Origin of the sequence: Clostridium sp. 2218st1_F5_2218SCRN_220325, from assembly GCF_039062665.1 — a bacterium.
Taxonomy (GTDB): Bacteria; Bacillota; Clostridia; order Peptostreptococcales; family Peptostreptococcaceae; genus Intestinibacter.
In genome coordinates, this window is the sequence record NZ_JBCLNH010000007.1 from 26,560 (window position 1) to 49,545 (window position 22,986).

Annotated in this window: 20 protein-coding genes; 9 read left to right on the forward strand and 11 right to left on the reverse strand. The window is 27.1% G+C overall.

Translation table 11 applies throughout. The annotated features are described in order from the left end of the window. Window positions 1-80: 80 nt before the first annotated feature. Window positions 81-707 carry a TrkA C-terminal domain-containing protein gene (locus ABCM86_RS05770; protein ID WP_195931114.1) on the reverse strand — a complete coding sequence of 209 codons (627 nt, stop codon included), beginning with the start codon at window positions 705-707 and terminating at the stop codon, window positions 81-83. A 385-nt stretch (window positions 708-1,092) separates the two neighbouring features. Here ABCM86_RS05770 and ABCM86_RS05775 point away from each other — a divergent pair, with 385 nt between their 5' ends. From ABCM86_RS05775 to ABCM86_RS05785, 3 genes are all read left to right on the forward strand, one after another. Beyond that, complete coding sequence (locus tag ABCM86_RS05775; protein ID WP_195931511.1) at window positions 1,093-2,004, forward strand: DMT family transporter; 912 nt, start codon at window positions 1,093-1,095, stop codon at window positions 2,002-2,004. A gap of 79 nt (window positions 2,005-2,083) precedes the next feature. Beyond that, window positions 2,084-3,355, forward strand: coding sequence for a Gfo/Idh/MocA family oxidoreductase (locus ABCM86_RS05780; RefSeq protein WP_195931512.1), 1,272 nt, complete (start codon window positions 2,084-2,086; stop codon window positions 3,353-3,355). 337 nt (window positions 3,356-3,692) lie between these two features. Further along, on the forward strand, window positions 3,693-4,352 hold the full coding sequence (locus tag ABCM86_RS05785; RefSeq protein ID WP_195931513.1) for a DUF3867 domain-containing protein: 660 nt from the start codon (window positions 3,693-3,695) through the stop codon (window positions 4,350-4,352). A gap of 298 nt (window positions 4,353-4,650) precedes the next feature. Here the strand turns inward: ABCM86_RS05785 and ABCM86_RS05790 are convergent, their stop codons facing one another. The 3 genes from ABCM86_RS05790 to ABCM86_RS05800 form a co-directional block, all read right to left on the reverse strand. Next, window positions 4,651-5,289, reverse strand: coding sequence for an isochorismatase family cysteine hydrolase (locus ABCM86_RS05790; RefSeq protein ID WP_195931514.1), 639 nt, complete (start codon window positions 5,287-5,289; stop codon window positions 4,651-4,653). A gap of 117 nt (window positions 5,290-5,406) precedes the next feature. Further along, window positions 5,407-6,150: a glycerophosphodiester phosphodiesterase gene (locus tag ABCM86_RS05795; RefSeq protein ID WP_195931515.1), complete on the reverse strand. Its 744-nt coding sequence runs from the start codon at window positions 6,148-6,150 to the stop codon at window positions 5,407-5,409. 75 nt (window positions 6,151-6,225) lie between these two features. Further along, window positions 6,226-8,148 (reverse strand): ABC-F family ATP-binding cassette domain-containing protein, encoded by a 1,923-nt coding sequence (locus tag ABCM86_RS05800; protein ID WP_195931516.1) that lies wholly within the window; start codon window positions 8,146-8,148, stop codon window positions 6,226-6,228. 288 nt (window positions 8,149-8,436) lie between these two features. Here ABCM86_RS05800 and ABCM86_RS05805 point away from each other — a divergent pair, with 288 nt between their 5' ends. After that, entirely contained in the window at window positions 8,437-9,228 is a 792-nt protein-coding gene (locus ABCM86_RS05805; protein ID WP_195931849.1) for a sugar phosphate isomerase/epimerase, read from the forward strand. Between the two features lie 137 nt (window positions 9,229-9,365). Beyond that, window positions 9,366-10,742 (forward strand): UDP-N-acetylmuramoyl-tripeptide--D-alanyl-D-alanine ligase, encoded by a 1,377-nt coding sequence (murF, locus tag ABCM86_RS05810; RefSeq protein WP_195931850.1) that lies wholly within the window; start codon window positions 9,366-9,368, stop codon window positions 10,740-10,742. Window positions 10,743-10,853: 111 nt separating this feature from the next. Here the strand turns inward: murF and ABCM86_RS05815 are convergent, their stop codons facing one another. The 6 genes from ABCM86_RS05815 to ABCM86_RS05840 form a co-directional block, all read right to left on the reverse strand. Continuing rightward, entirely contained in the window at window positions 10,854-11,876 is a 1,023-nt protein-coding gene (locus ABCM86_RS05815; protein ID WP_295574509.1) for a hypothetical protein, read from the reverse strand. A gap of 260 nt (window positions 11,877-12,136) precedes the next feature. After that, window positions 12,137-13,549 carry a PLP-dependent aminotransferase family protein gene (locus ABCM86_RS05820; protein WP_343003693.1) on the reverse strand — a complete coding sequence of 471 codons (1,413 nt, stop codon included), beginning with the start codon at window positions 13,547-13,549 and terminating at the stop codon, window positions 12,137-12,139. A 264-nt stretch (window positions 13,550-13,813) separates the two neighbouring features. Then, on the reverse strand, window positions 13,814-14,719 hold the full coding sequence (locus ABCM86_RS05825) for a D-alanine--D-alanine ligase (RefSeq protein WP_195931536.1): 906 nt from the start codon (window positions 14,717-14,719) through the stop codon (window positions 13,814-13,816). Window positions 14,720-15,005: 286 nt separating this feature from the next. Continuing rightward, complete coding sequence (locus tag ABCM86_RS05830; RefSeq protein WP_279325563.1) at window positions 15,006-15,119, reverse strand: DUF819 family protein; 114 nt, start codon at window positions 15,117-15,119, stop codon at window positions 15,006-15,008. A 23-nt stretch (window positions 15,120-15,142) separates the two neighbouring features. Continuing rightward, window positions 15,143-16,051 (reverse strand): DUF819 family protein, encoded by a 909-nt coding sequence (locus tag ABCM86_RS05835; RefSeq protein WP_337814252.1) that lies wholly within the window; start codon window positions 16,049-16,051, stop codon window positions 15,143-15,145. A 146-nt stretch (window positions 16,052-16,197) separates the two neighbouring features. Beyond that, a complete protein-coding gene (locus ABCM86_RS05840; RefSeq protein ID WP_195931537.1) occupies window positions 16,198-17,178 on the reverse strand; it encodes a dipeptidase in 981 nt (326 codons plus the stop codon). Window positions 17,179-17,347: 169 nt separating this feature from the next. Between ABCM86_RS05840 and ABCM86_RS05845 the strand changes: the two genes are divergently transcribed. The 4 genes from ABCM86_RS05845 to ABCM86_RS05860 all read left to right on the forward strand — a co-directional run bounded on the left by ABCM86_RS05845 (window position 17,348) and on the right by ABCM86_RS05860 (window position 22,235). Then, window positions 17,348-18,589, forward strand: coding sequence for a competence/damage-inducible protein A (locus ABCM86_RS05845; protein ID WP_195931538.1), 1,242 nt, complete (start codon window positions 17,348-17,350; stop codon window positions 18,587-18,589). A gap of 131 nt (window positions 18,590-18,720) precedes the next feature. Further along, on the forward strand, window positions 18,721-19,644 hold the full coding sequence (locus tag ABCM86_RS05850) for an ABC transporter ATP-binding protein (protein WP_195931539.1): 924 nt from the start codon (window positions 18,721-18,723) through the stop codon (window positions 19,642-19,644). Beyond that, window positions 19,645-20,499 (forward strand): ABC transporter permease, encoded by an 855-nt coding sequence (locus ABCM86_RS05855; RefSeq protein WP_295574522.1) that lies wholly within the window; start codon window positions 19,645-19,647, stop codon window positions 20,497-20,499. It begins immediately after the preceding gene. A 245-nt stretch (window positions 20,500-20,744) separates the two neighbouring features. Then, entirely contained in the window at window positions 20,745-22,235 is a 1,491-nt protein-coding gene (locus tag ABCM86_RS05860) for an alanine/glycine:cation symporter family protein (RefSeq protein ID WP_195930874.1), read from the forward strand. Window positions 22,236-22,373: 138 nt separating this feature from the next. On the opposite strand, the gene ABCM86_RS05865 is transcribed toward ABCM86_RS05860, so the two are convergent. After that, window positions 22,374-22,964 carry a zinc dependent phospholipase C family protein gene (locus ABCM86_RS05865; protein WP_195930873.1) on the reverse strand — a complete coding sequence of 197 codons (591 nt, stop codon included), beginning with the start codon at window positions 22,962-22,964 and terminating at the stop codon, window positions 22,374-22,376. Window positions 22,965-22,986: the final 22 nt, after the last annotated feature.

Sequence of the window (22,986 nt, forward strand, 5' to 3'; positions counted from 1 at the left end):
TGAAAATAAAATATTTATAATATAAGTATATTTTAAAAATAAAAATCGTTACCTAAGCAAAAGACTTAAGTAACGATTTTTTATTTATTATCATATAAAAAAGCTGGGACAGAGTTATAGATATGTTTATCTCCAACTACTAAAAGCAAGTCGCCAGCTAAGAATTCTATATATGGACCAGGAGATATTATAAGTTCTTCGCCTCTTTTTACAGCAACAATTGTTGCACCTGTATTTTGCCAAAACTTAGTTTCGCCTGCTGTTTTACCTATGTATTTACAATCTTCTTCAATAGTAAATTGAACTGGAACTAATGGATTTATAATTTCTAGTCTGTTTGAATAGTCGATTATTTTGTTTAATGTTTCGACAATTTCATTTTCTAATTTAGATTTTTCTCCAAGCAATTTATATAAACTACTTTTGTAAGATGAAATATTAGTGATATCTTGATATTTTTTGATAAATGATAGAGCATTTTTAGAAGATAAGACAATAACGCCTTTTCCTTTAACGCTTTCAACGATTTTAATATCTTCTAGAAGTTTTATTGCACGTCTTATAGTTTCTGGAGAAACATTGTATTTTCCAGCTAAAACAGAACGACCGTATAATGTACTTCCTTCAACTATACTACCTGTATAAATTTTATTAGCTAAATCTAATGCAATTTTTTGATAAATAGGCATAGTATAATTATCTTGCATATTATAACCTCCTTTAATAGTGATTTCAAATAACCTTTATTACTATTTTATAACTATTAGATTAATATGCAATACAAAAAAATAAAAAATTTAAATTATTTTTTCGATAATATAAATTATATTTATTTATACTTTATATTTATAATTAAGTATATAAGATTTATTAATCAATTTATTATTTGACGGATTAAAAAATAAAATATACAATAATAAATTAGGATTGTATTATTAATAAATTGAAAGGGCATATTAATAGAGATATTATATATTAATATCTTATTATGTCGATTTATACAATTTAAATTAATATACATCAAATTTTAAAGGATAGATTATGAGGAGGTGACATTTGCGAAGTTTAAAAATTTAAATTATCGCTTAAAATATGGAAAAAATAATCAAGTCAGACAGAATAAAAGGTATACTGTGTATAATCGCTTCTGCATGTGGTTTTGCGATTATGTCGGCATTTATAAAATTAGCCGGGGATTTACCAAGTTTCCAAAAAACATTCTTTAGAAATTTAGTGGCAGCTGTAATAGCCCTATATTTAATTATAAAACACAAGGGTAGCTTAGTCGGTAAAAAAGAAAACAGAAAAATACTAATCTTAAGATCTACATTTGGTACTATAGGAATTATATGCAATTATTATGCAGTAGACAGATTAGTATTATCAGATGCAAATATGTTAAATAAATTAAGTCCATTCTTAGTTGTTATATTCTGTGCATTATTCTTAAAAGAAAAAATCAACTTAAAACAAATTACAATGGTAAGTGTGGCGTTTATTGGAGCATTATTTATAATAAAACCGAGTTTTAATGTAGAAGTACTACCTTACTTAGTAGGTGTTTTAGGTGCTATAGGAGCAGCTCTTGCATATACTTGTGTTAGAGCTTTAGGAAATAAAGAAGATTACTACACAATAGTATTTTTCTTCTCAGCATTTTCACTTATAGTTATTTTACCTATTTGTGTAGTTGTGTATAAACCTATGACAATGATACAAGTTGTATATCTACTTCTTGCTGGTATATTTGCAAGTATAGGTCAATTCGGTGTTACACTTGCGTATAAATTTGCACCAGCTAAAGAAATATCTATATACGACTACAGTGGTATAATATGTTCAGCAATTTTAGGAATAGCATTCTTTGGAGAACATCCTGATATGATGAGTATAATAGGATATTTAATAGTATTTGCCGCTGCATTTTATATGTTCTTATACAATAAAAAATTAGATAAAATCGAAAATAAAGATAAATCATTAAAACAAATTCAAGAGAAATAAACTTCCCTACAATCTACATAAATATACTATAATTAAACCATACGGAATAATTAGCACTTTAAGAAAAGGGGAATTTAGTATGGAAAAAGTAAAATTAGCTATTATAGGGACAGGTCTTAGAGGTGCATATACGTATGCACCTTTAATAGCAAAATACAAAGATAAGTGTGAAATAGTTGCTTTTGTCGAAAATAAAAAGGGAAGAAGAGATCTATTTTTAGAAAAATATCCAGTAGATAAAGATATGGTATTTGATAATTTAAATGACTTTATAGCTCATGATAAGTTAGCAGATGCTGTTATAATATCTCATTATGACCTTTTGCATTACGACACAGCACAAGTATTATTAGTCAAAGGATACGATGTTCTGGTTGAGACACCTGTAGCAAATAGTTTAGATGGGCTTGTTCATCTAAAAGAATACAGCTTAAAAAACAAAGACAGATTGTTTATGGTGGCCTACAACAATAGATACTCTAGTTTTTATACAAAATTAAAAGAAATAGTAGATGATAAAAAACTAGGCGATTTAATAAATATTTCATATAACGTTGATATAGGATATCAAAACTTTGTCCATAATTATGTTAGAGGTAACTGGAGAATAACAAGCGACACTGCAACAATAATGCTTACAAATAGCTGTCAAGATATAGACATGATGATAAATCTGAGTAAAGGTAAGTGCCAAAAGGTATCTTGTTTTTCTGATTTAAGAATATTTAATTGGGAAAACTTCAACACAAAAATGAGTGAAAATTGTTTTAGATGTTCAGAAGAAGAGTCATGTCCATTTTCAGCTAAAAAAATATATCTACAAGAAGACAAACTTATAAATAATTCAGTACATATAAATCCTACAAAAGACAATCTAGAAGCTATATTAAAGCAAGGACCTTATGGTAAATGTGTATTTTATTGTGATAATGATGTCTGTGATAATTTAACTAGTATATTTAAATTTGACAATAAAGTAACTTCAAACTTCAATATAAATGCATTTACAAAAGAAAGTGATAAAAAAATAAGACTTTTCTTTAAAGAAGGCGAAGTAGAGGCATCATTTAAACAAAAAGAAATAAAAATAAAAAGTTTTTTAAATACTGATGAAAAAATAATAAAAATAGACCAAGAAAATACTGATGAAAAGCTATTTGTAGATTTTATAGATAGAGTAAAAAATAAAAATTATAAATCTTGTATCTCAGATGTGGGAAGTGTTATAGAAAGTCATGTGGCTACATTTGCCGCAGAATTTGCAAATGTAAGTGAAACAGTAGTCGATGTAAAATCATTTTTCGATGATGCAGTAGAAATGACAAGACAAATAGAGAAAATGATGTTTTAATAAATAAAATTTATAAATTTTAGAATAAAAAAATAGGAGGTATGAGTAAAATAGTATATAAATACTTTATTTTCTCCTACCTCTTTTTATATTATAATAAAAATTAAATAAAATTATATATTGTGATTATCAAGGTGTCATCAAAAACATCAAAATAATAAAAACTAATAAAAGTCTAAATGACAAAGTGCACCTCCTAATCTACTAGTATATAATATTGTTTAAATGAAAAAATATAACAAATAATCAATAATTAATTCAAAAAACTATGGTATAATCTTAAAATAATGATTTTCTTTAATACATAGAAAGTCTGATACGGACAGGAGGGATTAAGATGTCAGATGATAGAATAATAGATTTTAATGAATTAAAAAATAAAGTAAAAGAAACTGACATAGACAAATTTGAGAATTATATGTATAATCTTTATTTTTCAGTTGCTGATGGAAGTATGACTATGGCTCAATTTACTTCAAAAATATACGATTATATGAGAGAGAATAATATATCAAATGAAAAGTTTATGAATATGCAAAAGAAATTGCTTGAAAGATATGGGGTAGATGAAGCAGAGATAGAAAGACAGCTTAAAAGCATGGGGATAAATCCAAACGATATAAATAGCTTATCTTCTATGAATATAAACGACATAAGAAATAACAACATACACTCTAACAATCAACCTAAAAAAGAAGAACCAAAAGTAGAATTTGTACCAGTTGATAATATACAAGAGACTATAGTTAAAAATTCTGATTTTTACAACAAATTTGCAAAAAGACTTGAATACGATAGTTATATAACGAGCAAATTAAAAAACGATGTAAACGATCTTAAGATAATAATAAATAAAGAGAGAGTTACTCTTATGAGTGAAGGGGATATAAACTTAGTAGACTCACAATTAAATGAATTTTTATTAGATTACAAAAATATGATAGGCAAGAAAATGAAAGTTACAATTTGTGAGAATTGTAAAGAATACGATTATTAAAATAAAAAAGGCGAACTTAAATAAGTCCGTCTTTTTTTAATTCTAAGGAAATTATATATTATCTGGTTTGTGGATAATATATAATTTCCAACCTATTAACTAAAACAACGGAATCTCCGATTCGTTGGCGCTATGAGCGAAGCGAATTTTAAGCAACGGACAAAATCGTTGGCGACATGAACGTAGTGAATTTTAAGCAACGGACGAAGTCGTTGGCGACATGAACGTAGTGAATTTTTTATAAAAAAATAGATACAAATAAAATTTGTATCTATTTTGAAGTGTGTGTTTTAGTTATTTATAATGAAAATTTTTTAATTAGCTTAACTCCATTTTGAACCATACTATTTAAAAATACTACATTCAAAAGGTCTCCTGGATGAACAAATGGGATATCATATGTATCTACCAAATTCATAGGGACTACGATATTTTTATTAATATTTTTTTCATTAAAATAAGCCTTTAATGTAACTACAAATTGATATATACATATATCTGTGCAGTCACCAACAACCACTACATTATCTATATCGTTTAATGTATTAATATCTATAGCAAAGAATCCATTTGTAGAATTTTTTTGTATAATTTCAAGATTTTTTATATCTAATAATTCATCAACTACCTTACACTCATCGCTATCAGCTAAACAGTGAGCAGGATAGCTTAATAATTCTACAGAATCTTCTTCATGAGTATCGGTAAAGGCTATAATTTTATTTAATTTGTCTTCTAATGGTTTTACAAATTCATAAATAGGATTTATAAGTTCTTTTATCCTATCAGAATATAGAGTACCTTCTTTGGCAAATCCATTGTTAATATCTACAATAAATAAAGCAGTTTTACTTAAGTCATAGTCAGCTAAATTTTCTATTGGTAAATTGTCTAAGTTTTGTTGTAAAACTTCAAATTCTTTAAGTATGTTTTCCATTTGTAACCTCCACGATAATTTAATAAAATTGTATAATTTTATATTAAATATGTCAATAGCTATAAATAATTTAGTATATTAATTGTCTAATATAACATTTATAAATAATTATAAAATTTAAAGATTTTCGTTTACTATAGTATTAATTATTTTTGGATAATTAGTGAAAACGCCGTCTACTTTTAATTTTATAAGTTTTTTCATTATAGTAATTGAATTAACTGTATACACTTGAACTGATATGCCTTTTTTGTGCGCTTCAGTTACTAATTCCTTATTTACAACATCATAAGATGGGTGTATATAGGCACAGTTACATTCTTTACATCTTTTTAATACCTTTTTTAAACTTTTATGTTTAAATGTGAAAGCTCCAACTAAGTAAGCTGTTTTAATTGTCGGGTCTAATCTAAAAATTCTTTTTAAACTTCTATAATTAAAAGAAGATATTAAAACTCTTTCTTCTATATTGTGCTTTTTAACTAAGTTGATTATATCTTCTTCGATTCCTTTATATCTAACTTTGTTGTTTTTTATTTCTATATTTATAGTTAAGTTTGTAGGTTTAATAAGCTCTAAAACTTCTTCAAGAGTAGGTATTTTACAGTCATCTCTAGAAATTAATTCATCGTTATTTAAATTTGAGTCTACTAATTGATCAAATGTCAATTTTTTTATATAACCTTTACCATCAAAAACTCTACCTAAAGTTTCATCGTGGTGAACAACAAGTATTCCGTCTTTTGTCTTTTGTACATCAAGTTCGATACCACAAATATCTAAGTCAAGCGACTTTTTAAAAGCATACATAGTGTTTTCTGGGAAGAAACCACTATTACCTCTGTGAGCGTATATATTCATATTATTCCTCCTCATAAACCTCACTAGTTTTTATTATGTGGCATATTGCCCAAGCTATAATCAATTTTGAAGTGATTAGTTATTACTCCAATTAGATATTTCTTCTGCTAGGTTGTTTAAATACTCCCAGCGCTCATATTTTACTTGTAATTCATCTTCTAGTTTGGTTTTTTCATCCATTATTTCTTGTAGTTTTGTAAAATCTGTTGCAAATTTAGATGTATCTTCTTCTAAACTAGCTATTTTTTCTTCTAATTTTTCTATATCTGCATCTATAGTGTCAAACTCTCTTTGTTCGTTATATGAGAATTTTGGTTTATTTTTTGCCTTTGGCTTTTCTTTTTTAGGTGCTTTAGGCTTTTCTTCTTTGACTTCTTCTTCAAATTCCTCAAACTCTATATTTTCTTCTTCTCTGAAATTTAAGTAATCACTGTAATTTCCTGTATATATGTTTATTTTTCCACGACCTTCATAAGCGAATATTTTATTGCAAACTCTATCTAAGAAATATCTATCATGTGAAACACATATAAGAACACCGTTAAATTCATCTAAATAATCTTCTAAACGGCTTAAAGTATCGATATCTAAGTCATTAGTAGGCTCATCAAGTAAAAGTACGTTAGGAGCCATCATAAGAACTCTAAGAAGTTGAAGTCTTCTTCTCTCACCACCAGATAAATTTTTAATATGAGTGTATTGTAGAGTTCCATTAAATAAGAACTTTTCGCACATTTGTGATGCAGTAATTTTGTGACCATCAGCAGTAGTTATATAGTCGCTTTCTTCTTTTATATAATCTATCGCTCTCATTTCAGGGTGCATCTTAGAAGTATCTTGGTTAAAGCAGCCTATTTTTACTGTTTCACCTATAGAGATTGTTCCGCTATCTGGCTTGATTTCACCATTTAAAAGTCTTATTAAGGTAGATTTACCAAGTCCGTTTTTTCCGACAATACCTATTCTATCTGTACGAGCTAGAGTGTAATCTAAGTCGTCTATAAAAGTCTTTCCATCAAATGATTTAGTTAAGTGTTCTATTTCGATTATTTTTTTACCAAGACGGCTGCTTCCAACAGAGATTTCTAATTTATCTTCTGGAGTAAAGTCGTTTTTATTTGATAATTCATCAAATCTTTGAAGTCTAGCTTTTTGTTTTGTAGTTCTAGCTTTTGCACCTCGTCTTACCCAAGCAAGTTCCTTTTTAAGTAGGTTTTGACGTTTTGCCTCCATAGATTCAGCAAGTTGAAGTCTGTTCATTTTTTTCTCTAAAAATACAGAGTAATTTCCTTCATAACTATATAAAACTCCTTTATCTAGTTCTAATATTCTATTAGTTACACGATCTAAGAAGTATCTATCATGTGTAATCATTAAAATAGAGCCTTTAAAAGAGTTTAAGTAAGATTCTAGCCAATCTATTGTATCGTTGTCTAGGTGGTTTGTAGGTTCGTCCAAAATAAGTAACTCACAAGGTGTAATAAGAGCAGAAGCAAGAGAAACTCTTTTTCTTTGTCCACCTGAAAGTTCTTTGACTTTTTGGTTGAAATCTTTTATTCCAAGCTTAGTTAAGACAGTTTTAGCACTGCTTTCTAAATCCCAAAGATTTAAAGCATCCATTTTTTCTTGTAGATTTAAAAGTTTTTCGTTTAACTTTTCATCATAGGATTTATTTATTTTGTCTAAAATATCTTGATAATCTCCTATAATTTTCATCTCTTCGCAAGTACCTTTGAAAACTTGCTCTAAAACTGTAGCATCTTCATCATAATAAGGATTTTGAGGAAGATATTCTATTCTTACTTTATTGGCTTTTGTAATAGTACCATCATCAGGTATTTCAGCTCCAGCAATTATTTTAAGTAGAGTAGATTTACCAGTACCATTTACACCGATTAATCCTATTTTTTCTTTATCATTTATGCCTAAAGAAATATTTTCAACTAGTTTTTTTTCAGAATAACTTTTGCTAATGTTTTCTAATGTTATTAAATTCATGTATCTCACCTTTATATAAAATTTCAATTTAATAATTATTATTAATTTAGATATAACTAATAATTATTAAATACTTGATGATAATTATTGTAAAGATTATCACCAAAGTATAAAATTTAATTAATAAATATTTATTTTGATTAAAATCTACATTATATTATAACTCATAAACGTGTATTAGACTAACAATATTAATAATAAAAATAAAATATTATGTAGAATATTTATTTAATTTATCTAAAAATAATATTTTATACTTTAAACTTAGAAAGGGGAATGGATTTAAATATGAAAGTGTATATATCACAATTAACAGAAACGGAAAATATTATAGATTTGCTTGAGAAATACGATATAGGTTTAGAAATAGTATTATTTGCAAGCCCTTATTGTCTAGATAAGCAAGATGAATTTATAGAGATTTATAAAAAGGAATTAGGTAGGTTATACGATGCGGTTGAATTTGGAATACATGGGCCCTATGCAGAGCTAAGTGCAGGTAGTCGAGATAATTTAATAACACAAGTTTCTACATATAGGATGCAACAAGCATATGATGTGGCGAAGAAAATGAATGCAAATTATGTAGTATATCACAATGGCTATTATCCAAAGACATATAGTTATATTGAGTGGATGCAGCGTACACCTAAGTATTGGAACAACTTCCTTAAAGATAAAAAAGACGACGATATAAAAATACACCTTGAAAATGTGCATGAAGAAAATTCTTTTTTAATGAATGAACTTATGAAACATATTTATGATGAAAAAACATCTCTTTGCTTAGATATAGGTCATGTAAATGTATATTCAAAAGTAGATATAGAAGATTGGATAAAATCATTTGGGCAATATATGAAACATATGCATATACACAACAATTATGGAGATGAAGATTCACATTTTGCAATAAATAAAGGTACTATGGATGTAATATCTATATTGAATAAATTAAAAGACAAAGATATAACTATATCATTAGAAATAACAGATGTAAATGAACTTAGAGACTCTCTAGATATACTTTATAAAAATGGTTTTATAAAATTAAGAGAATTAGCTAAAAATAATATTTAATTAAATATATTAAAATAATTCATATAATAATAAATTGAAGCTAAAATATAGCATAATGAAAACCTTATAATATTGTTGACATATGACATATATGGTATAATTTTTTAGAGAATTTAAAGTGTTAGAGAGGAGCAAATATGGATTACTTATCTATAGAAGAATTAGTAAATGCCAGCAATGGTGATTTAACAAGTAAGAGTAAAGAAGTTGAAGCTATAAATGATTTAGTTATAGATAGCAGACTTGCAAATAAAAACAATGCATTTTTCGCAATAATAGGAGAGTCTTTAGATGGACATAAATTTATAAACTCTGCGATAGAAAATGGTTGTAAAACAATAATAAAAAATAAAAGCAACGATTTAGAAATAATAGGAGAAGATGTAAATATAATCGAAGTGGAAAACACTGAGTTTGCACTTGGAGATATATCTAGATACTATAAAAATAAATTTGATATACCATTTATAGGAGTTACTGGTAGTGTTGGTAAAACATCTACAAGAGATATGGTTTATGCTGCTGTATCAAGTAAATACAAAACTCTTAAAAATATGGGTAACTTAAACAATCAATTCGGAGTGCCACTAACTCTTACAAATTTAGATAAAAGCTATGAATGTGCTGTAATCGAAATGGGTATGAGTGGATTTAATGAAATTGAATACTTAGTAAATATAGTTAATCCTAAGATAGGTGTTATATCTAATATAGGACTTTCTCATGTTGAAAGACTTGGTTCAAGAGAAGGTATATTTAAAGCTAAGATGGAAATAACTACAAACTTTGATGAGAGTTGCACATTAATAGTAAATGGCGACGACGATATGCTAACAACATTAAAAAACAAAGACTTAAACTACAACTTAAAAACTTTTGGATTTGAAAAAGACAACACAATATATTGTGTAGACTTTGAGATGAATGATAGTGATACAACTTTCAACGTTATGATAGATAACAACATAGAAAAATTCTACATACCGACAGTTGGTGAGCATAACATATACAATGCGATGGCAGCTATACTTGTAGGTCAAACTTTAGGAATAAGTTTAGATCAAATAAGAGAAGGTTTAAGAAACTTAGAAATAACTAAATCTAGAATGGACGTTATAAAAAATGACAACTATACAGTTATAGATTCAGTTTATAATGCAAGTGTAGATTCTATGAGAGCTGCTTTAAAAGTATTAAACAGATACGAAAATAGAAAAGTAGCAGTATTAGGTGATATGTTTGAAATGGGTTCATTTGCAGAAGAAGGTCACAGAGAAGTTGGTAAATGTGCTAGCGAATATGCAGATATACTTATAGCTGTTGGAGATGATGCCAAATTTATGGTAGATGAAGCTATTAAAAATAACATGGATAAAGAAAATACTTACTACTTTAAAACAAAAGAAGAAGCTATAGAAAACTTTGAAAATATTCTACAAAAAGGAGATGCTATATTAGTTAAAGCATCTAGAGGAATGCACTTAGAAGAAGTTGTAGAGTTTTTAAGTAAATAATATATAAGATATATAAGTTAAAATTTTTATTAAGCAATATAAGTTAAAACTTATATGTAAATAAAAAGCTAAATTTAGTGTAAATATTAAATTTAGCTTTTTTTAATGAATTTATTTATTTATTTCATCTATAACCCATTTTAAAAATTCTCTTATAGATTCATCCTCATATCCTATGTCTATTTCTACATTATCTATTTTAAGTATAAAATAAGTTGTAGTTATATAATTATATATATCTTCAAATTTTTTAGATTTCTCGTACATTATAATATAATTAAATAAAATACCTTTATATTCATCTTTATTGATTTCTAATATATCTTTATATATAAATTTACTTAAGTCTCTGTTATTATAAAAAAATTCCATATCATCTCTAAATTCTTCATATAATTTTATTGAATTTCTTATATCTGATATTAGCCAATACGCCTTATATGCATCATCTTCATTGTTAGTCAATAATGACATTTCTAATTTATCTATTATTTTATATATATTTGGGACTTCTTTTATAAATAGTGGGTCTTCAGAGTATTTAGTTAATAATAATATAAAATCTGCATTTTCTTTAAATATATCTCTGTTTTTTGTTCTTGAATTTTTATATGTTTGATATGTTTTATTTATAACTTCTACTAAAAATAATATTGCATCTTTTACTAATTCTTTTTCATTTATAAAATCTTCATATTTAGGTGATAGTATATCAGATGTATATAAGTATAGATAATTATATACATATAATTGTAAATATGCATTCATATAATTGCCGCTTTGACATCGTTTAAATAGTGTAATACAATCATGACAACAATAGCTACAGACATCATCTTTGAAATTATTTGATTTTATAATTTTATTGATATCTTCGTAACGTATTATATCTTTGAAGTATTTATCTTTATTGTCATAAAACCATTTTATATCGTCTTTTCTATTTTCAAAAATATGTATAAATGTGATAGGGAATATGTTGTTATCTCTAATATAGTTTTTATATAAAGTTTCATCATCCTCAATCATACTAATAAGCATATCTACATTGGGTATTTCTTTTCTAAAGAGTTTGTCATCTTTGTATTTTTTTAACCCGATATAATCTTCTTTATAATATTTTATTTCTTTCATTAAATATTCACCCCATTTTTAAATATTATTAAAAAATGAAAAAAGCAGTACATTTTAAAAAGTAGATAATTAAGTTTTATTTATGATATTACTTGTACTTTTATACAACAGATTATTGATATCAATATACAATTTTGTAATTGATTATATTTCTTACTATATATTAACATATTTATGTAGATATAAACAATAAAAAAGATACTATATTGATGAATTATAGTATCTTTTTATAAGACGTGGGAAATTGTCTTTATTTATTTTTATACGCTTTGTTTAATTTCGTCTATAGTCTGTCCGATTATCTTTATACCTTTTTCAATTTCATCTTTTTCTAATCTAGAAAATCCAAGTCTCATAAAATTATTTTGGTTTTTATTTATAAAAAATACATCTCCTGGCATAAAGATAACGCCTTTTTCGTGACATTTTTCAAGGAGATATCTAGTATCTATATCTTTTAATTTAAAGAATAGGTGAAGACCTCCATCACCCAAAACATATTCATAATCTATGTATTTTTGAGAACATTCTAAAGCAAAGTTAAATTTATCGCCATAGTATTTTCTTATTTTCTTCAGATATTTATCGAAGTTGCTGTTTTTTAAATAATCGTATAATATACCTTGATCTAAAAATGATACATGCATATTTATACTTCTTTTTACACTGACTAATTTATCTATTAAGTTTTTATCTCCAAATATCCAGCCAATTCTCATTCCCGGGAATAAAATTTTTGAAAAACTACCTATGTAAATTACTCCGTTATTTTTATTATCTAATGAACAAATCGGAAAAATATGAGAACTAGAGTAGAGTAGCTCCTCATTAAATCCATCTTCAATTATAGCTATATTGTTTTCTTTCATTATATTATAAAACTTAAATCTATCGTTTGGAGATAATACAATGCCAGTTGGATTATTATATGAAGGTGTAATATATACAAATTTAATCTTACCTTTATATTTTTTTAGTGTAGAGTTTATACTTTCAAAGTCTAAGCTATTTTTATTTAAATCCATAGGCAAAATATTTAAGTTAAATGATTTAAATATTTTTAATGATACATTGTGTGTTGGATTTTCACACAAGATATAATCGCCTGGATTAGTAAGCGAGGATATTATTATATTTAATGCCTCTGTAAATCCATTAGTAATTAATATATCTTTATTTGTAGAGTCTACATTTTTTTTATTCATATATTCCATTAAAAATTCAATTAATGGTTTGTAACCTTGTGCATAGCCATAGTTTAATAGTTTATGGCCTTCTAAGTTAAATCTATTTAAAAAAGCGCGTTTTAATTCTTCCATATCGAATTGGTCACCTGCAGGTGATATACTTTTAAACGAAATTAAGTTTGATTTCCACTGGATTTCATTTTTAGAAGAATCCATTTCATTTAAAGCTTTAGTATATTCATTTTCGTATGAAGACCAATCTACATTCCAGCTAGAAGTAGTTATAGAAGATTGTTCTTTTACAAAAGTTCCCTGACCTTTAATAGAGTAGACAAGGCCTTCTGTTTTTAATTCTTCATAAGCGCTTAACACACTATTTCTACTTACATTTAAGATAGAACATAGTTCTCTAGTTGAAGGAAGTTTACTATTTATAGGGAGTAATCCCTTTGTTATTAAATCTTCTATATAGTTTTTAATCTGCATATACACTGGTTCTTCTTTATTTAATTCAAAATTAAAAAATAACAAAATAGGCCTCCTTTATTAGAAATTAAATATATGTATTATTTAATAAATATCTACATAAAAATAAAGACAATTATATTTTAAAATATAATTGTCTATTTATAATTATAACATATATTTATATATCATAGGAAATTATATTGAGTATAGATATCAAATTTCCTATGAATTCAAGAAAGTATATACAAAATATATGTGATGACTTTTTTGATTTTTACTATTTTATAATGAATACTCTATTATTTTATCTATTAATTCGCTATAAGATATACCTTTAGCATTTGCACTTCTAGGTATTAAACTAGTTACTGTCATTCCTGGAAGAGTATTTAACTCAAGAACATAGAATTTACCATTTGATAATATAAAGTCTACTCTTACAAATGCTCTACAGTTAAATGCATCCCAACATTGTTTAGTTCTCATATTTATTTCGTTTTGAAGTGATTCTTCTAAATAAACAACTTCTTCAGTTGCAGCTTTATCACCAGTTGCATATTTTGATTCATAGTCGAAGAATTCATTTGGTGAACTTATTTTTATAGTTGGGAAAACTTCTCCGTTTAATATGAAAGAAGTGTACTCATCTCCTGGAAGATAACCTTCTATCATAACTATATCGTCAACTTCTAGACCTTTTCTTACAGCTTCATAAACATCTTCTTTTCTGTCTACTTTGAAAGTAGCTACACTAGAACCACCGCTATTTGGTTTTATAAAAACAGGATATCCCATTTTTTCTATTGCATCGTAGTCTATTGAATCAACAGATTTTGCAATTATCCATGGAGCAGTAGGTATGTCAGATGCTTTTAATACTTTTTTTGACATATTTTTATCCATGCATATTCCACTAGTTAGAGGATCACATCCTGAATATTTAATTCCCATAGACTCTAACATTGATTGTATAGTTCCATCTTCACCGTATTTACCGTGTAAAATTAATAAAGCGAAATCTACATTTTCAGGCATTTTATTAACAACATCCATTGGGTCATTTATTATTAATTCATGTACGTCATATTTATCTCTATTTATAGCATTAAGTACAGATCTACCAGAATTTAAAGATACTTCACGTTCAGATGAAATACCACCCATTATTACAACAACTTTCTTTTTCATATTTATCTCTCCTAATTAATAAAATTTTAATTCAGTAATAAGTTATATTTATTATTTACGAAGTTTTAGTAAATATAATTTACAATTTAACTTCTATGTAATTTTAAGTTAAAGTAAATACTACCGCAGCAATATTTATTATATATTAATTATATGTATAACAAAAATAAATAGAAAGTACCACGATTGTAGTAAATAATAAAGAGGGTGGTTGTTAATAAAAAAACAAACAAAAGAGAGATAACAAATTTTGTTATCTCTTAAAAATAAAATATTTTTATGTAGATTATAATAAGAAATTACCGATTATAATTCCGCAATAATTTCCTATAACATATCCTAAAGTACCTATAAGCATTATTGGCGCTATTAATTTTGTCCATCCTTTAGAAACTGCCATAGCAGCTGCTGTCGTAGGACCACCTATACATCATTAGAAGCAAGAATTGCATCTTCTAAGTTGAATTTAAATATTTTTGCACATGTAAATGTAACTAACATATTTATAAATACTACTATAAAACAGAATACTAATAATAATGGTGAATTAACTACTATAGATTGTATAGAAGCTGGAACACCTATTACAACGAAGAATATATATATTAAATATGTACCTATTTCTTGAGTGCCTCCAAGATTAGAGAAGAAATCACTAAATACAGATGCACAAATCATTGTAACAGTAGTTATTATTAAGTATTGATTTCCAAGTAAAGTATTTAAAAGTGATAAAAATGCATTACTTGTAGGTATAGTAGATGCTAAAAACTCTGCTATAGTATTTGATACAGCTACTATTACAAATGCACTACCTATAGATAAAGCTATATCTTTTAGCGATATATCTTTACGGCTCCAATAAGAAGAAGCTGTAGTTTCTCCATCTTTAATTTCTTGTTTTTCAAATTCCTCAACATGTGGATGAAGGAAGTGTTTTCTAAAGAAATTGATTGATGGTATAGTTATTAATACAAAGAAATATAATGCCATTAATAAATTGTCAGAAACGACTGCTGCAGAAACAACATCACCAGGAAGTTCAAATGCCGCCGACATAGCAGCAAAGTTAGCACCACCACCGATATAAGAACCAGTCATCATACCAGCAACTTGAGCTAAGAAAGGTATTTTACTAGCTAAGAAGTAAAAACCTACTACGGCACCTGCCATTGTACCTATTGCACTTAACAGATAAATGACAAGCATTTTAACACTTTCTTTCCAAATTTTCTTTATATCACATTGATATAGTAAAAGTGTAATTGCAAGTGGAACAACATAAGTCCAAACGTTATCATATTTATAAATTAAATAAAATAAAAGTACCACGATTATCTATAATCATATATATTGTGGTAGATAATACAAAAACTAGCAAAAAAGTATTAAAAAGTAAAAAAGTAGATAACATATGATATGTTATCTACTTAATATATAGAGATTTTTAGTTTTATAGATAAATAGAAATAAAAAATTTAAAGGACTTGTTGGATAACTCGAAAGGCATTTTTGTATCCTATTTTTTCTATCTCATCTTGTGTATATCCGCGTTTTTGAAGCTCTTTTATTAAATTAGGAGTATCCTTAAACTCTTTTAATCCAAGCACATTAGGATTTGATGTATCTTCTAAAAATGCAGATAAACAGTCTTGGTCTATAAATCCAGAAAAATCAAATCCACAAGAAATATGATCAATACCGACTAAATCGGCCATATAATCTATATGATTTACTAAATCACCTACATCTGCTCTTTGCCAATTTTTATAATCTACAAAGTCTCTGTAGCCATTTATACCGATTATACCGCCACTTTCAGCAATCGCTTTAATCTGATTATCAGTAAGATTTCTTCTATGATCTGATAAAGCTTTTACGTTTGAGTGTGAAGCTATTACAGGTTTTGTGGCGATATTCATAATATCCCAAAATGATTTTTCGTTTGCATGTGATACATCTACTATCATTTTTAATTCTTCGAGCTTTCTAACAGCGTTTTTACCAGAGTCTGTAAGTCCTCTAAGTGGATCTCCTCCAACACCAGTTGCAAGTGCATTTTGTTCATTCCATGTAAGTGATGCATGTCTAGCTCCAACTACATCATAAAAATAATGAAGCATATCTACATCTTCGCCTATATAACTAAGACCTTCCATACCTACTAAAACACTTAATTTATCTTGTTTTAAAGCGACTTCAAAATCAGAAAACTGTTTAATTTGTTTTATAATATCAGAATTTGAATTTATTTCTTCAGTTAAACACTCTACAACTTGTTTAACTCTTTTTTGTGGACATTTATCATAAGGTGGGTCTATCCAAATTACATATATTCCACCGATTAAATTTGCGTTTTTTAATTCATCTAAATAATGATTTTTTATAATGTCTTTTTCACCTTTTAACATTTTTACAGTTACATCAGTGAATAAATCAGAATGACAATCAAATACCATTTTAAAACCTACTTTCTACTTATACTGAAATGTTTAATTATATTATAATTTATTAAAATACAGATAAAATTGCAATAAAAATTTAGTGTTTTTAAATTAAAATTAATGTAAATTCTATTGTTGGGAATTATAATAAAATAGTACAAAGATTAAAAATAGGAGAGTAATTATGAAAGCAGAAATTATAACAGTTGGAACAGAGATTTTATTAGGAGATATATTAAATACTAATAGTAGATATTTAGCTAGAGAGCTTGCAGGTATGGGGATAGAAGTTTACTATCAACTAACTGTAGGAGATAATGAAGAGAGATTATTAAGCACATTAAAAGAAAGTCTAAATAGAAGTGATATTGTTATATGTACTGGAGGTCTTGGGCCGACAGAAGACGATATAACTAAAGAAGTTTGTGCAAAATGCTTTGATTATAAACTTGAGTTACATAAACCATCATTAGAAGCTATGTTAGAGAGATTTAAACATATGAATAGAGTGCCGACTAAAAATAATGAAAAGCAAGCTTATTTCCCAAAAGAAGCATATATACTTAAAAATGACAATGGGACAGCGCCAGGTTGCATTATGGAAAAAGACAATAAAATGATAATTGTACTTCCAGGACCGCCAAAAGAAATGGAAGCTATGTTTGAAAATTATGTAAAACCTTATTTATCAAAACTTACAGATGATGTAATAGAATCAGAAGTACTTAGAATAATAGGTGTTGGAGAGTCTCAAGTCGAAAATGATATAATAGATATAATAGATTCACAAACTAATCCAACTATAGCTACTTATGCAAAAGGTTATGAGTGTACGCTTAGAATTACAGCCAAAGCAAAAAATATAGATGAAGCTAGAAATCTTATAAAACCTATGTCAGATGAGATGAAAAAAAGATTTAAACAGAATTTATATGCTACTGGAGAGACTAGTATAGAAGAAGTTGTATCAAAAATATTAGTAGAACATGATTTAAAAATTGCTGTTGCAGAATCATGCACAGGAGGTATGGTATCAGCAAACCTTATAAATTATCCGGGAATATCTTCTGTGTTTATGGAAGGATGCGTAACTTATTCTAACGAAGCAAAGATGAAATCGCTAGGAGTAAAAAAAGAAACACTAGATATATATGGAGCAGTCAGCAGTGAGTGTGCAAAAGAGATGGCTTGTGGTGTGGCAGCTAGATACAATACAAATGTAGGAATTGCGACAACTGGGATAGCTGGACCTGGTGGAGGAAGTGATGAAAAGCCAGTTGGTCTAGTTTATTTTGGAATTTATATAAATGGAGATGTTATTTCAAAGAAATATGTATTTAATGGAGATAGACAACAAATAAGAGAAAGAGCTACAAAGACTATATTAAATGATTTGAGATTAGAATTATTAAAGAAAATAAAATAATATTAAAATAAGTATATAATAAGTAATTTCATAAATTATTTTTATAAAGTTAAATTTAAGCAAGTGATGTATAAATCACTTGTTTTTCTTTTTTTTAAGAATATAATTTTAGTAAGAAGGGGGAGGGGAAAATGAGACTTAATAATAAAATAATAGAAGTTAGGCAACTTCAAAAATCTTATAAAGATGTAAAAGCTGTCAATGGAATAGATTTTTATGTTGAAGAGGGAGAGTTATTTGCATTTTTAGGATTAAATGGTGCAGGAAAATCGACTACTATAGATATGTTGTGTACGTTTTTAAAACTAGATAGAGGAAGTATAAAAATAAACAACTATGAAGTTGGAAAAGATGATGAAAAAATAAAATCATTAGTAGGAGTAGTATTTCAAGAAAGTGTATTAGATGAACTTTTAACTGTAAAAGAAAACTTAATAACTAGAAGTAAATTATATAACATGTCAAAAGATGAGTTTAATAAAAATTTAGAAGAAATAGCAGATATTACTGGAATAAGAGAAATTATAAATAGACAATATAGAAAACTATCAGGCGGACAGAGAAGAAGAGTAGATATTGCAAGAGCACTTATAAATAAACCTAAGATATTATTTTTGGATGAACCAACTACAGGATTAGATACTAAAACAAGAAAAAACGTATGGGAGATGATAAGAACTTTGCAAAAAGATAATAATATGACGGTATTTCTTACGACTCATTATATGGAGGAGGCATCAAAAGCCGACTATATAGTAGTTATGGACAAAGGGGTTATAGCAGCAAAGGGTACAACTGATGAATTAAAAGAAAAATATGCTAAAGACAAGATGATAATATATTTTGACGATGAGAAAAGTGATTTTATCGAAAACTATCTAAAAGAAAATAATTATGAGTTCTTTATACAAAACAACAATATAACTATAGAGATAAATACAACATTAGATAGTATAAAAATAATAGATGATTGTAGAATTTATATAAACTCTTTTGAAGTAATAAAAGGTAGCATGGACGATGTATTTTTAAATATTACAAAGGGGGATAAATAAGTGATTACTTTTATAAATAGAAATTTAAAGATGTTTTTTAGAGATAAAACAGCAGTATTTTTTTCACTATTAGCAGTATTTATTGTATTGGGATTATATATAGTATTTTTAGGGGATGTATGGGTAGATTCTTTTAAAGAAATAAAAGGTGCAAAAAATCTAATGAATTGCTGGATTATGGCTGGACTTATTGGAGTAACATCAGTAACTGCTAATATAGGAGCGTTTGGAATAATGGTTGAGGATAAAAGTAAAAATAAAATAAAAGATTTTGTTGTATCTCCAATGAAAAATTATAAAATTATGGGAGGATATATATTGAGTTCTTTTATAGTTGGGAGCATAATGTCTATAATCGCTTTAATAATTTCACAAGCATATCTATTATATAGTAAAGCAGAGTTGCTGTCATTTAATCAACTTATAGAAGTCGTAATAATCATACTTTTAACTACATTATCAAATAGCGCGATGATATTATTTATAGTATCTTTATTTAATAGTCAAAAGGCATTTTCAACAGCGAGTTCGATAATTGGAACATTGATAGGATTTATAACTGGGATTTATCTGCCAATTTCTATGTTGCCTAAAAATGTTCAACTAATAGTCAAGTTGTTTCCAACATCACACGGAATAAGCATATTAAGACAGATATTTATGGAAAAGCAAATGAATGAGTCGTTTGCAAATATATCGGGAAGCTATATGGATGAGTTTAAAGAAGCTATGGGTGTAGTATATTATATAGACGATAAGATAATAACAAATACTACAAGTGTATTTATATTAATAGGCTCAGCTTTATTATTTTTTATATTATCGATTTTAGTTATATCTAAAAAGAAAAAATAATAATGTTAAATTTATTATTAGTAGCATTAAAAATAAAAAGTAAAACTTTATATATTTTACATATTTTATTATCAAAAAATATAGAAAATTAAATTAATTAGTTAAAAATTTTTTACTAATGTTAAATTTTTATTATCTTATTATAACTTATTTCTAACACTAATTAATATAAAAGATAATACAATTTAATTAATATAGGTTTTATTATAAGTTAAACAACTAAAAACTAAAAAGGGAGGGACATTATGGAGGATATAATTACTACCATAAATAATATTGTTTGGAGCAATGCATTAGTAGTATTATGTTTTATTTCGGGGATTTATTTTAGCTTTAGAACGAGATTTTCACAAATTAGAAATATTAAAGAAATGGTAGGCCTTTTATTTTCGGGACAATCATCTGAAAAAGGGATATCATCTTTCCAAGGATTTTGTACAGCGCTTGCAGGTCGTATAGGAACTGGTAATATAGCTGGTGTTGCTACTGCTATAGCATGGGGAGGACCTGGAGCATTGTTTTGGATGTGGGCAATAGCTTTCTTGGGAGCAGGCTCAGCATTTGCAGAATCGACCTTAGGTCAACTTTATAAAGAAGAACACGATGGTGAATATCGTGGAGGTCCAGCTTATTACATAGAAAAAGGATTTGGAAGTACAACTTTTTCTAAAGCATATGCAACTTTATTTGCTATAGTTACAGTTATAGCTATAGGAATACTTCTTCCAGGCGTACAATCAAATTCTATAGCAGTATCTATAAACAATGCATTTGGAATAAGTGTAAACGTTACAGCAGTATTTTTAGTTATTTTAACAGGAGTAGTTATATTTGGTGGAATAAAAAGAATAGGTTCAGCAGCAGAATTTATAGTACCGTTTATGGGTGGTGCATATATATTAATGGCAGTTGTAATTATAATTGCCAATATAGGTGATTTACCAGGAGTTATAGCTTTAATATTTAAATCTGCATTTGGAGCAGAGGCGAGTTTTGGTGGAATATTAGGTTCTACAATTGCTTGGGGTGTAAAACGTGGAGTTTACTCAAATGAAGCTGGTCAAGGTACAGGGCCACAAGCATCATCAGCAGCAGAAGTTTCACATCCGGCAAAACAAGGTTTTGTACAAGCCTTTTCAGTTTACGTAGACACATTATTTGTATGCTCAGCAACTGGATTTATGATACTTATGACAGGTTGTTACAACACTTTTAATGAATTTACTAAAAATATAATGGTTGAGAATATGCCGGGATATGCTATAGAAGATATAGGGCCTGTATATACTCAAAATGCAATAAATACGTTGATACCAGGTTTTGGTGGAGCTTTTGTAGCAATAGCACTTTTCTTCTTTGCATTTACTACATTAATGGCGTATTACTATATTGCAGAAGTTAACTTAACATACTTAGTTAAAAAATTTACTGGAGGAAAATCTAGTAAATTATCTATAAATTGTCTTAGAATAGCTTTATTAGCTATGACAGCATTTGGTTGCATTAAGTCTGCAGGATTAGCATGGACTATGGGGGATATTGGTGTAGCTATGATGGCATGGCTAAACTTAATTGCTATTTTGGCATTATCAAAGAAGGCTTTATTGTGTTTTAATGATTATGAATCACAATTAAAGGCAGGGGTTCCAAGAGATGAAATCAGTTTTGATCCAATTAGATTAGGAATAAAAGGTGCTGATTTTTGGGAACAAAAACATCATAACAAAGCTAAATAGTTAAAAACTCTTTCTAATATAATTTTCGGTCTCTTAAATAATTAAGAGGCCATTTTTTTATTCTAGTATTTCAAAAAAATAAAAACTGAATGTATTTAAGCATCCAGTTTCTAGTTATTATTACTTTATTACTACTTATTAACTACAAATTTGCAGTGAATAAGATTTTATAGTGTTTTCCAAAATACAATCTAAAATATAATTAACAACACTATTACACATATAAGTTGAGAAGAATAAATCATTTTCAAAGTCTTCTTTTTCTACATATTGTCTATATAATTTGTTGAAAAATTCTTCGACACTTGTATGACTTAAAGAATCTCTTTCAATTATTTTGTTAAAATTAGTATCTTTAGCTATTAATTGAAGGTCTCTTTCGTAGACTACGTGCTTTTTAAAACTATGGGAAAATTCCCAGCGTTGACTATGTGGTACACAAAAAAAATCACATAAAAAATGGCATATAACGCCTAATTCTTGACTAAACTTACTTACAGAAAAATATTTTTCAATAAAATCAAGTGATAATTTACATAGGGATTTTATTTTTCCGATTATCATATCGAAAGATTCTTTTAAATAATGCTTATGTAAAACGTACTTAGATGTCATATCTGGTTTGATATTGCCATAAATAAAGTTCTTTTCACTTAGAAAAAACGATTTACTAGAATCTATATTTTCTATAAGTGCATTTGAAATTGTTAAATGTGTATTTAAAATCATTAATTGCACCTTCCATATAATA

What these genes read in the sequence shown, in the direction of transcription:
- ABCM86_RS05770 (WP_195931114.1), bottom strand. Translation starts at nt 707, where the DNA reads ATGCAAGATAATTATACTATGCCTATTTATCAAAAAATTGCATTAGAT.
- ABCM86_RS05775 (WP_195931511.1), top strand. Translation starts at nt 1,093, where the DNA reads ATGGAAAAAATAATCAAGTCAGACAGAATAAAAGGTATACTGTGTATA.
- ABCM86_RS05780 (WP_195931512.1), top strand. Translation starts at nt 2,084, where the DNA reads ATGGAAAAAGTAAAATTAGCTATTATAGGGACAGGTCTTAGAGGTGCA.
- ABCM86_RS05785 (WP_195931513.1), top strand. Translation starts at nt 3,693, where the DNA reads ATGTCAGATGATAGAATAATAGATTTTAATGAATTAAAAAATAAAGTA.
- ABCM86_RS05790 (WP_195931514.1), bottom strand. Translation starts at nt 5,289, where the DNA reads ATGGAAAACATACTTAAAGAATTTGAAGTTTTACAACAAAACTTAGAC.
- ABCM86_RS05795 (WP_195931515.1), bottom strand. Translation starts at nt 6,150, where the DNA reads ATGAATATATACGCTCACAGAGGTAATAGTGGTTTCTTCCCAGAAAAC.
- ABCM86_RS05800 (WP_195931516.1), bottom strand. Translation starts at nt 8,148, where the DNA reads ATGAATTTAATAACATTAGAAAACATTAGCAAAAGTTATTCTGAAAAA.
- ABCM86_RS05805 (WP_195931849.1), top strand. Translation starts at nt 8,437, where the DNA reads ATGAAAGTGTATATATCACAATTAACAGAAACGGAAAATATTATAGAT.
- murF (WP_195931850.1), top strand. Translation starts at nt 9,366, where the DNA reads ATGGATTACTTATCTATAGAAGAATTAGTAAATGCCAGCAATGGTGAT.
- ABCM86_RS05815 (WP_295574509.1), bottom strand. Translation starts at nt 11,876, where the DNA reads ATGAAAGAAATAAAATATTATAAAGAAGATTATATCGGGTTAAAAAAA.
- ABCM86_RS05820 (WP_343003693.1), bottom strand. Translation starts at nt 13,549, where the DNA reads ATGCAGATTAAAAACTATATAGAAGATTTAATAACAAAGGGATTACTC.
- ABCM86_RS05825 (WP_195931536.1), bottom strand. Translation starts at nt 14,719, where the DNA reads ATGAAAAAGAAAGTTGTTGTAATAATGGGTGGTATTTCATCTGAACGT.
- ABCM86_RS05830 (WP_279325563.1), bottom strand. Translation starts at nt 15,119, where the DNA reads ATGGCAGTTTCTAAAGGATGGACAAAATTAATAGCGCCAATAATGCTT.
- ABCM86_RS05840 (WP_195931537.1), bottom strand. Translation starts at nt 17,178, where the DNA reads ATGGTATTTGATTGTCATTCTGATTTATTCACTGATGTAACTGTAAAA.
- ABCM86_RS05845 (WP_195931538.1), top strand. Translation starts at nt 17,348, where the DNA reads ATGAAAGCAGAAATTATAACAGTTGGAACAGAGATTTTATTAGGAGAT.
- ABCM86_RS05850 (WP_195931539.1), top strand. Translation starts at nt 18,721, where the DNA reads ATGAGACTTAATAATAAAATAATAGAAGTTAGGCAACTTCAAAAATCT.
- ABCM86_RS05860 (WP_195930874.1), top strand. Translation starts at nt 20,745, where the DNA reads ATGGAGGATATAATTACTACCATAAATAATATTGTTTGGAGCAATGCA.
- ABCM86_RS05865 (WP_195930873.1), bottom strand. Translation starts at nt 22,964, where the DNA reads ATGATTTTAAATACACATTTAACAATTTCAAATGCACTTATAGAAAAT.